This window comes from Moorena sp. SIO4E2 (genome assembly GCF_010671945.1).
Lineage (GTDB): Bacteria > Cyanobacteriota > Cyanobacteriia > Cyanobacteriales > Coleofasciculaceae > Moorena > Moorena producens.
Map to the genome: position 1 here is coordinate 1 of NZ_JAAHIE010000004.1, position 11502 is coordinate 11502.

The following is an 11502-nucleotide window of genomic DNA, read 5'->3' on the forward strand; positions in this document are numbered from 1 at the left end:
ACGACCTAAGCTTCTTGTGAGGTTAATAGCACAGCGGACATTGCCTGTAACAGTTCGCCATTGGTTTCAGATTTAAGACAAGGTGATCAAGAGTACTTAGTGGAGCGCATTTTGATTAGTAAATTCCACACTAATTAGGCAAATAAAAATAACTTAGTTAATCTTTAATTAGTAACCGATTACATAGTTAACCATTACTTAGTAAAAACTCAAAAATTATGCATTTCATTGTCACTGGCGGAGCTGGTTTTATTGGCTCTCATCTTACCGAACAACTTCTATCAGAAGGTCATCAGATCACAGTAGTTGATAACTTGGCCACCGGTAGTCTAGAAAACCTACCTAAGCATCCTAATCTCCAATTCCTGCAAAAAGACATATCCACTTGTAAACCCGAGGATTTTATAACTAAATTTACAAATAAAATTGATGGCATTGCCCATTTAGCAGCCACCCCCTCCGTTACAGCATCATGGCTGCAACCTCTAGAGGCTCATCACAATAATCTTTCGGCAACGATTGCTGTTATTGAACTTTGCAAAACCTTAAACATTCCTAAACTAGTCTTTGCCAGCTCAGCCGCTGTATATGGCAATCCAACCCAAGTACCCATTTCAGAAAATCAACAGACTTCTCCTATTTCTCCCTATGGCTTACAAAAACTGGTGAGCGAGCAATATGCCAGTTTATTTGCCAAACAAATAGATTTTTCATTTGTAGGATTACGCTTTTTTAATGTATTTGGTCCTCGACAAGTACCTAACTCCCCATACTCCGGTGTAATTTCTATCTTTGTTAATGCCATGCAGCACAGTTTACCGATCACTATTTACGGAGATGGGACTCAAACACGAGACTTTATCTATGTCAAGGATGTTGCCAGGGCTTTTGCCAAAGCTTTAACAACACCCCTAGAATCAGGCTCATGCTTAATTTGTAACTTAGGCACCGGAAAATCTACTTCTTTACTTCAGCTAGTTGATAGTCTAAAAACTTGCTTTCCTCAGTGGAAATCAGAAACTAAATTTGCCCCTCCCCGTCCTGGAGATATTAAACATTCCCAAGCTGATATTTCAATGGCATCTTCCTGTTTAGATTTTAAACCTCAGTGGTCAGTAGAGTCAGGTTTACAGCGTTTAATCGAATCATTAAAATTAAGTCCGGTTAATCACTGACCAAATAGTCCGTACTTGGTTGATGTGAGTTATTATTCTAAAGGGGTGACCAGCGGTGATCTCCATCGCTTTCCCCTCTTTCCCCTTTTCCGGTCTGTGTAATCAAAGTAGTCACTTAATTCATGCTTTCCCTAAACTACCTACAGTTGAGGGTGCCTATCGGTAAACTAGAACAGTGACTATAAACTATTCCCTCTCCAGGAGAATTGAACCCCTGATGCTCACAGACCTTAACTTTAGTGGCTTAATCAATCAGCGCTTCTTCCACAATTTTGTGCCTGTACCAGCAACTAACGCGCTACAACTCGGAGCAAGGACTCCTGATTTTGAGCTACCAGATATTACCAATAACCGTCAGACCAAATTATCGGATTATCAGGGCAAACAACCGGTCATCTTGGCATTCACCCGCATTTTCACAGAAAAGCATTACTGTCCCCTGTGCTTCCCTCACATCAAAAACATCAATGAGAACTACCAACGTTTCACTGAGAAAGGGGTTGAGGTGTTAATGATTACGAGTACAGATATCAAGCAAAGCCAACAAGTTGTTAACGATCTCAGTTTACAAATGCCACTGCTGAGCGACCCCAACTGTAGAACCTTTCGCGCCTATAACCTTGGTCAAGCACTTGGTGCTCCCCTACCTGGCCAATTTCTTTTAGATCAGCTAGGAAAACTCCGCTTTCAACATCTATTTTCTTTCCTAAATTCAAATGCCGAAGTAGAAACACTCCTAAATGCCATCGACACCCTCTTATGAGGTACCTTCAATTGTCTTACCCCTACTGCCTACTGCCTACTCCCTACTCCCATTAACCCAGCAGGAAAGTCTATCACCCAATTGAGCACTGCTAGATATAATCACAGTCGAACTTGGGACAAATGACTGCGGGGATTGAAGCGGCGACTTTCACGGATTTTTTCATAGTACTCCCGCTCCTGATTGGTGAGGTTTTTCGGAGTTACTATCGTAATTCGCACTAACTGATCACTACGTCCACCCTTAGGTAAAGACCAGCCTTTACCCCGTAGTCGCAGAGATTGACCAGAACGAATACCAGCAGGAATATTCATACTCACAGAGCCATCTGGAGTTGGTACTTCGATTGACCCACCCAAAACCGCTTCATCTGGTGTGATTGGCACTTCGCAAACTAGATTCTCACCATCGAACTCAAAGAAAGAGTGAGATTTGAGTTCTACTTTCAAATACAAATCTCCCTTTTGCCCATTCAGGGGGTTGACCTGACCCTTGCCTCGCACCCGAATACGACTACCGGGTTTGGCACCAGGGGGAATCCTGACAGTTATAGTTTCATTACCTAGGCTGAAACGTTTTTGGACACCATTAAAGGCTTCAGACCAACTGAGGCTAATGGTTGCTTCCCGGTCAGCACTTGCTCCCGTAGTGTTGTTAAAGCCTGACGTGCTGCTATAGCCACCAAAACCACCAAAATCATTAAACCCATTAGAGCTAGAAGTACTTGTACTGTAGGAGTAGCTATGACTACTTCTGCCAGCACCACCGGGCGCACCAGTGCTAAAGCGACCCAGCAATTCATTAATGAACTCGTCAAAGCTGCCGTACTGGCTAAAATCAAAGCCACCAACATCAACACCGACTCCACTACCACCAGACCATCCTTGTCCCGCTTGCTTCCAGTACTGACCAAATTGATCGTATTTCTTCCGTTTGTCCGAGTCAGATAACACTTCGTAGGCTTCATTGACTTCCTTAAAGCGAGCCTCGGCTTGTTTGTCACCAGGATTCAGGTCTGGGTGGTACTTCCGGGCCAAACGCCGGAAGGACTTTTTAATGTGATCAGCACTAGCAGTTTTGCTGACTCCTAGGATGGAGTAATAGTCTTTGAAGTCGGTCGCAGCCATCAAGAGTGTCTCCTAATCGTCTAAGATCGTAAGGGGTCAGTTATTGCCCTTGGATTATGGTTTATCTACCTCAACGCCAGGGTAACAAAGGTTTCAAGTAAACTTAGTTCGGTTCTTCCTCACTGGTGCGATCGCAATTTCCGTACATGGTAATACTCTGTCAAGGGTGTTTTGAGGGTTAGGGCAAGGTCTTAGGTAGCAAGGTCTTAGGCTAATGGCTAATGGTTAATGGTGAATGGTTTTAGTAGTTAATGCCTAGCCTAAGGGTGTCTAATCCCTAATCCTTAGGGTAAGCCTGTCTAAAGTAAGCGTGTAAGGGCTGACGGCTGACCGCTAAGGGCTGTTCGCGTAGCGTGCGCGTAGCGCATATGCTTACAGCGCGCCTAATTTTGATATGGATTAACTTACCCTTTCCATCCCATAGGACTAAATCACGGCTCCATGGGGAATTACTGCATTTTTGAGCACTACAACAATGCCATTACGAATATAAAATCCCTCACTTTCGCAGTTGGCCTCTTCTACACGATCCTTGTTAAAGATTTTGACATTGTTACCGATACAAGCATTTTTATCGATAATTGCACGACGAATAACGGTATCCTTACCAATCCCTAAAGTCACTTGGCCTTGTTCTTGGGCTGAGAGACGTTCTGTTAAAGATTGATAGTAGTCAGCCCCCATAATTAAAGTGTCCTCGATAACTGTTCCAGCTTCCACTCGCGATCGCAATCCCAATACCGAGTTATTAATGCGGCAGTCTTTGAGAATACACCCTTCCCCAATTATTGACTCTGTTACCCGACAGTCTAAAAGCTTTGAGGGCGGTAGATAACGGGCGCGGGTGTAAATCGGAGCATCTTCCTGATAAAAGCTAAACGATGGTGATGGTTGACGAGTCAGGGATAAGTTAGCATTGTAGAATGCCTCAATAGTGCCGATATCTTGCCAATAATCATTAAATAAATAAGCTTGAATGTTATACTTTGGCATCGAGGCTGGGATAACTTCGTTACCAAAGTCTGTGTGTTCAGAATTAGCTTCGAGCACTTCTTTCATCACTGCTTTACTAAAAACATAAATTCCCATAGAAGCAATGTAAGGACTATTTCTGGCTTCTTCTGGTGTAAGTCCAAGCACAGTAGTATCCACTTGCATTTGTTTGAGCAATTCCCCTGTGGGTTTCTCCCGAAAGTCAATCACTTTGCCCCGATCATTAATTTGCATCAAGCCAAAGCTAGATGCCCGTGTCTCATCAATAGGTACAACCGAGAGAGTAATATCCGCTCCAGTGTCCCGGTGACGTTGGACAAATAAGCGATAGTCCATCCGGTAGAGGTGGTCTCCTGATAGAATTAGGTATTCATCAACATCCCAGCCATTAAATAACCATAGATACTGACGAACTGCATCTGCTGTTCCCTGAAACCAGCTTGGGTTTTCCGCAGTTTTTTGGGCTGGTAGAATTTCAACAAACCCTTCTGTGAAGCCAGAGAAATTATAGGCACGGGTAATGTGGCGATTGAGAGATGCTGAGTTAAATTGGGTTAGGACATAGATTTTGTAAATCTCAGAATTAATGCAGTTACTGACAGGAATATCGATCAAGCGGTATTTACCTGCCAATGACACTGCTGGTTTAGCACGGGGCTTGGTTAGTGGATATAAGCGGCTTCCTGCGCCACCACCGAGAATGATTCCTAAAACTTTTTTCACAAAACACCTCTGAAATGCTCATGCCTGAACAACTCCAGTCTCTGATGGGTGTGGGGCAGTTTTCAAGGGGGGTAAGCCAGTAATTTATTATAAACGCAAAGTTTTCGAGAAGTCTATGTAAAATCCCTAGTTAGCCCCACAGTAAGTTCGGTACTTTCCCGGTGAACAGAAATCGGTCAAGGGGAAGACAATAAAATCGCTGGGTCAAATTAATTGGGGAAAGGTTTTAAGACAAATTGAAACCCGGTCGGGCATTTGTATTGCCAGAGGATGGATAACTCAGATCGACACCTATACCAGTGGGTGTCCGAAATCGCTTTAGCCAATTCCTATTGACCCAAACCCCAAGCCAATTCTGATGCAGCTATCCCTAATTAGCAATTGGTACTAGCTATTGCTATAGGTAACTAACTAAACATTTTGAATCACTATGGCAGACTTTATTCTCTCACAGACAACTATCGAGCTTACTGAAACTAGTGCTGACCAGTCATATACTATTGCCTTAGACACCCCGCCAACTGGAGACGTGACTGTTACCCTCAGAACTGATGGGCAGAGTCAAATCAATGTGGATGGTCAGGGGTTCAGAACCCAACACACCGTCGTAATCAGTGACACCTCAGAAAAAACTGTTACGGTGCGGGTTATAGATGATGCTACTCCTGAAGGTATTCACCCCGGCACCATCACTCACACTGTTACAGCCACAGAGGACGAAACCAACTATCCCGTAAATACTGAACTTACTGGTGTCACCCTTGAAATTACCGATAATGACCCAGGGCTATATATCCAAGGCACCCCCACACCGATTGAAGGGGGTGAAAATAGTACCTATGAATTTGGGTTGAGTACCGCACCCGATGGAGACGTAACAGTCGAAATCGAAACTAGTGATGGTCAGAGTCAATTTAGTTTAGATGGGGGCAACACCTTTGTCTCTTCCGGAGAGATAACCTTTAACGAAACCGACTTCACCACCGAAATCACGGTGCAGGGGATTCAGGACAACACCTTAGAAGGTGAGCACAACAGCACCATCACCCACACTATTACTGAATCCGAGGCAACACAAGCACAATATTCTCCAGGTCAAACTAGACAGGTCTTTCCCAGGATTACTGACAATAACCCAGATCTGCTCACCTTCGATAACCAAACTTTGTCTATTGAAGAGGGTCAAGAGGGTACGTACACCATTAAAGCAGACGGGCTTGATGCAGGAGACATAAAAGTCACCATCAAAGCCAATGGGTCGAGTCTAATCAAGGTAGAAGATGACCAAGAATTTGCTTCCGAGCAAGTCATCAACCTCAATAGCACCACATCCGAAAAAACTATCACGGTGCAGGCTACTGAAGACTCAGATGTCACCGGACCTCAAAAAGTCAGCATTAGCCACGAAATTACTAATTCAAACAGTTCAAACTTTGAAGAGAGCAAGGTTGGAGACGTCACTGTCACTATTGCTGACAATGATCCTGGGGTAATCATCACCCAAGCTACTGGTCAGATTCAAGAAGGTGACGAAAATGAATACACCATTGCTTTAAGCACCAATCCTACTGGGGACGTAACAATCACCCTTGATTCTGATGACGATAGTCAGATCAAATTGCCGGATGGGACTGGGTTTGTAGACCAGGGAACTATCACACTTAGCGATACTACACCCCAAACCATTAAGGTGCAGGCTACTGAAGATAACGACCCATCAGAAGGGACTCCTCACGAAAGTACAATCACCCACACAATCAGTGCTACAGACGATACCGACAACTATCCTACAACCACAATAGATAACGCTACCATTGAGATTATTGATGATAGCTCTGACCTTTTCTTTTTTGATACTTCCCCACTTGGTCAAACTGGTGTTGAAGATAGTGTTGAAGAGGGTAATGAAGGGAAATACACACTTCGATTACTACAGAATCCCGGTGGAGATGTAAGAGTTACTATTCAGGCTGATGACCAGAGTCTGATCAGTATTGAAGGAGGTACCACATTTGCCGACAGCCAAGTGGTTAGATTCAGTGACACATCGGCAAAAACTATCACCGTCAAGCCTAAGGATGACTCAACCGTCGAAGGAGCTCACACCAGCACCATCACCCACACCATTACTGAGGCTCCGGATGGCTCAGATTTTAAAATAAATAGTAAGGTTGGAGATGTCATTGTCACTATTACTGACAATGACCCAGGTCTAATCATCACTCCAGCAACCGAGCCCACTGAGGAAGGTGGAGACTTGACAACCTATCAAGTTGCCTTAAGTACCACCCCCACTGACCCCGTAAGAGTTACTATCACCACAGATGGGGAAAGTGAACTTGCTCTGGATCAGAACAACTTAAACTTTGGCACCAGTCGAAATATCCAACTTAGTGACACTACACCAACCACTGTCACGGTGCGAGGTACAACAGACGACAAGGTAGAAAGTCTTCACACCAGTACCCTCACTCACCAAATTACCGATTCTGTGGATCCGCAATATCCTGAAAGACAGGGAACATGGTCTACTGATATCGAGATTAAGGATGGTACCCCTGGAATGATTATCTCCAATAAGTCTTTGTCCCTCTCAGAGGGTCAAGAGGGTACTTACAGCATCAGTTTAACCACCGAGCCTACCCAGGATGTAACGGTTACTATTACAGCGGATGAGCAAGGTCTGATCAGTGTGGATGGTGAAGAGTTTGCATCACAGCAGGTGATTACCCTCAACCAAAGCACACTGGAAAAAGAAATCAAGGTGCAGGCGGTAGATGATCAGCCGCCGGAAGGGATTCACAGCAGCATCATTACCCACAGCATTGCTTCAGAGGATACAAACTATTCCGATCAGAACACACCCATTGAGGATGTCACTGCCACAATTACTGATAATGATATCGGAATAGTTATCATTGGTACTCCTCAGGTCACTGAAGGCAGTACTGATACCTACGAAATTGGTTTAAGCACTCAGCCTACTGGAGATGTCAAAGTTACTATCACAGCTGATGATGAGACTGAAATCAGTATTGATAATGGTACTAGCTTTGCTTCCACTCAAGATGTTACATTCAGTGACCTGACCCTTAAAACCATTACCGTGCGCGGTAAGGATGATGCTGAATTTAGGAGTCTTCGCGACAGCACCATCAGCCACGAGATTACTGAATCCCAAGACATCACAAACTATCCCCTGGATCTGGAAATTCCAGATGTTATAGCTGAGATTACTGATGATGAGCCTGGAGTAGTTATCATCAGTAATCTCGATCTCACTGAAGGGGATATCGGGACTTACGAAATTGGTTTAAACACTCCTCCTGTGGGAGGTGGTTCAGTAGAAGTCACTATCACCGCTGATCCACAGACTAGAATCAGCACAGATGGTACAAACTTTGCTCCTAGCCTTCCGATCCAGCTCCAAGGAACTACACGACAAACTATCACAGTCCAGGTGGTTGATGACACCGCTGTGGAAGGCGACCACAGCAGCACTATCAGCCATGAAATTACTGGTTCAAGTGATACTACCAATTATCCTCTAGGCCAGGAGATCAAGGATGTTACTATCGACATTACTGACAATGACCCTGGACTAATTTTTGGTGGTGCGATCGCAATTATCGAAGGCGGTGAGGAAGGAACTTACACAGTTGCTTTAAATACTGTGCCTACCGGAGAGGTAACTGTTACTCTAAGCGCTGATGACGATAGTTTAATCAAGGTAAGTGAAGGGGAGTTTGCCTCTGAGCAAGTCATTACTCTCAACCCAGAAAAACTCCAAGAAACCATTAGTGTACAAGCCGCTGATGACGATCTGGTTGAAGGAATTCATACCAGCACTATCAGCCACAAAGTGACTGAAACCGGAGATACCACTAACTATCCTCTAGGAACTAGCGGCTCCTTCAGTGCCACAATTACAGATAATGACCCTGGGATTGTTTTCAGTAAGACCACCTTGTCTGTTGAGGAAGCTCAAGAAGATACTTACACAATTGGCTTAAGCACTGTGCCTACTAGTGACGTAACAGTCACTATCACAGCCGATGACCAGAGTCTAATCAAAGTGGGTGACGGAGAGTTTGCCCCTGAGCAAGAGATTATCCTCAACGCTGAAACCCTGGAAAAAGAAATTACAGTACAGGGATTAGATGATGATCAGGTCGAAGGTGATCACACTAGCAAAATTAGCCATGAAATTGCTTCCGAAGACCTAGACTATGACCTGGGCGAGCTACCAGAAGAAGTCACTGTCGATATTGCTGATAATGACTCTGGGCTGATCTTCAGCCAGGCCATCACGATCACTGAAAACAATGGTTCAGGCACTTACACAGTTTCTTTGAATACTCCTCCCACTGGAGCAGTACAAATTACTATCCAAGCTGATAACCAGAGTACAATTAGTCTCGATGGCATCAACTTTGGCTCTCAGCGAATCATTAACCTCAACCCAGAAAAACTCGAAGAAACCATTAGGGTACGAGCAGTTCAGGATGCTCTGGTAGAAGGTGTTCACACTAGCACCATCACTCACAGAGTTAGCGATACAGAAGATTCTGAGAACTATCCTATCGGACAAGGCCCATCATATACTGCCAATATTGCAGACGATGACCCTGGAATCGTGTTCATCGATGATCTTGTATCTGTCCAAGAGGGTCAAGAGGGAATTTACACAGTTGCCTTAAGTACCCGACCCACTGGGGATGTAACAGTTAAGCTCACTGCTGATGACCAGAGTGTAATCAAGGTAGATGATGAAGAGTTTGCCAAAGAGCAAGTCATTACTCTCAACGCTGAGACTCTGGAAAAAGAAATCACGGTGCAGCCGGTAGATGATGAGCAAGTTGAAGAAGAGCACAGCAGTCAAATCAGGCACGAAATTACGGTTTCCGATGATCCAAGCTATGCTGTTGGCTTAGTTGCAGAATTCACTGCCAATATTACTGATAATGATATTGCTCCTGGTCAAGTGTTGATCAGCGAGATTTCCCCTCTGACGGAAGGAGGAGAGGCACAGGAGTATACCATTGCTCTGGACACTGTTCCAGCTGGGGCAGTAGAAATCACCATTACTGCGGATGACAACAGTGAAATAAGTCTCGATGGGCAGAGCTTCGATAATGAAGTGGTAGTGAGCCTAACGGATACTACCCCCACAACCATTACGGTACAGGCAGTAGATGACGAGAGTGTCGAAGGTGAGCATAACACTACCATCAGCTACGCCATTACCAACACCGAGGATTCAGACAAATATCCTGATACTCTCGATATCCCAGCCACCGAGATCACCATTACTGATAATGAGGCAGTTGTTCCTGGTCAAGTGCTGATCACGGAGATTTCCCCGATCGCGGAAGCGGGAGAGTCTGGCACTTATACCATTGCTCTTGACACTGAGCCAGCTGGACCAGTAGAAATCACCATTACTGCGGATCAAGACAGTGAAATAAGTCTCGATGGGGAGACTTTCGACAACGAAGTGGTAGTGAGCCTAACGGATACCACCCCCACAACCATTACAGTACAGGCTCTGGATGACACGATTGTCGAAGGTGACCATAACACCACCATCAGCTACGCCATTACCAACACCGGGGATTCAGACAAATATCCTGATACTCTCGATATCCCAGCCACCGAGATCACCATTACTGATAATGACGCAGATGCTGCTGGTCAAATACTGATCAGCGAGATTTCCCCTCTGACGGAAGGAGGAGAGGCACAGGAGTATACCATTGCTCTGGACACTGTTCCAGCTGGACCAGTAGAAATCACCATTACTGCGGATCAAGACAGTGAAATCAGTGTTGATGGGGAGAGCTACGACAACGAAGTAGTGGTGAGTCTGAGTGATACCAGCGCCAAAACCATTACGGTACAGGCGCTGGATGACCAGAGTATAGAAGGTGACCATAACACCACCATCAGCTACGCCATTACCAACACCGGGGATGAGGTCAAATATCCTGATACTCTGATTATCCCAGTCACCGAGATCACCATTACTGATAATGACGCAGTTGTTCCTGGTCAAGTCCTGATCACGGAAATTTCCCCGATCGCAGAAGCAGGAGAGCCTGGCACTTATACCATTGCTCTTGATACTGCTCCAGCTGGGGCAGTAGAAATCACTATTACTGCCGATGACAACAGTGAAATCAGTCTCGATGGGGAGAGCTACGACAACGAAGTAGTGGTCAGCCTAACGGATACCACCCCCACAACCATTACGGTACAGGCGGTGGATGACGAGAGTGTGGAAGGTGACCATAACACTACCATCAGCTACGCCATTACCAACACCGGGGATGAGGTCAAATATCCTGATACTCTGATTATCCCAGTCACCGAGATCACCATTACTGATAATGACGCAGTTGTTCCTGGTCAAGTCCTGATCACGGAAATTTCCCCGATCGCAGAAGCAGGAGAGCCTGGCACTTATACCATTGCTCTTGATACTGCTCCAGCTGGGGCAGTAGAAATCACTATTACTGCCGATGACAACAGTGAAATCAGTCTCGATGGGGAGAGCTACGACAACGAAGTAGTGGTCAGCCTAACGGATACCACCCCCACAACCATTACGGTACAGGCGGTGGATGACGAGAGTGTGGAAGGTGACCATAACACTACCATCAGCTACGCCATTACCAACACCGGGGATGAGGTCAAATATCCTGATACTCTGATTATCCCA

Annotated in this window: 5 protein-coding genes; 3 read left to right on the plus strand and 2 right to left on the minus strand. The window is 45.1% G+C overall.

What is annotated here, in order from left to right; all coding sequences use genetic code 11:
* Positions 1 to 218: 218 nt before the first annotated feature.
* Together F6K37_RS01085 and F6K37_RS01090 are read left to right on the plus strand one after the other, a co-directional pair.
* Positions 219 to 1175: an NAD-dependent epimerase/dehydratase family protein gene (locus tag F6K37_RS01085; protein WP_287247601.1), complete on the plus strand. Its 957-nt coding sequence runs from the start codon at positions 219 to 221 to the stop codon at positions 1173 to 1175.
* A gap of 217 nt (positions 1176 to 1392) precedes the next feature.
* Positions 1393 to 1938, plus strand: a complete 546-nt coding sequence (locus F6K37_RS01090; RefSeq protein WP_008186659.1) for a peroxiredoxin family protein — start codon at positions 1393 to 1395, stop codon at positions 1936 to 1938.
* 101 nt (positions 1939 to 2039) lie between these two features.
* On the opposite strand, the gene F6K37_RS01095 is transcribed toward F6K37_RS01090, so the two are convergent.
* A complete protein-coding gene (locus tag F6K37_RS01095; protein ID WP_008186657.1) occupies positions 2040 to 3065 on the minus strand; it encodes a DnaJ C-terminal domain-containing protein in 1026 nt (341 codons plus the stop codon).
* Between the two features lie 426 nt (positions 3066 to 3491).
* Positions 3492 to 4781 (minus strand): glucose-1-phosphate adenylyltransferase, encoded by a 1290-nt coding sequence (locus F6K37_RS01100; RefSeq protein ID WP_008186656.1) that lies wholly within the window; start codon positions 4779 to 4781, stop codon positions 3492 to 3494.
* A gap of 430 nt (positions 4782 to 5211) precedes the next feature.
* Here F6K37_RS01100 and F6K37_RS01105 point away from each other — a divergent pair.
* On the plus strand, positions 5212 to 11502 hold a 6291-nt coding region (locus tag F6K37_RS01105), incomplete at its 3' end, for a hypothetical protein (RefSeq protein WP_287247605.1).

Coding starts and splice junctions, on each gene's coding strand:
- F6K37_RS01090 (WP_008186659.1), top strand. CDS start 1,393: ATGCTCACAGACCTTAACTTTAGTGGCTTAATCAATCAGCGCTTCTTC.
- F6K37_RS01085 (WP_287247601.1), top strand. CDS start 219: ATGCATTTCATTGTCACTGGCGGAGCTGGTTTTATTGGCTCTCATCTT.
- F6K37_RS01095 (WP_008186657.1), bottom strand. CDS start 3,065: ATGGCTGCGACCGACTTCAAAGACTATTACTCCATCCTAGGAGTCAGC.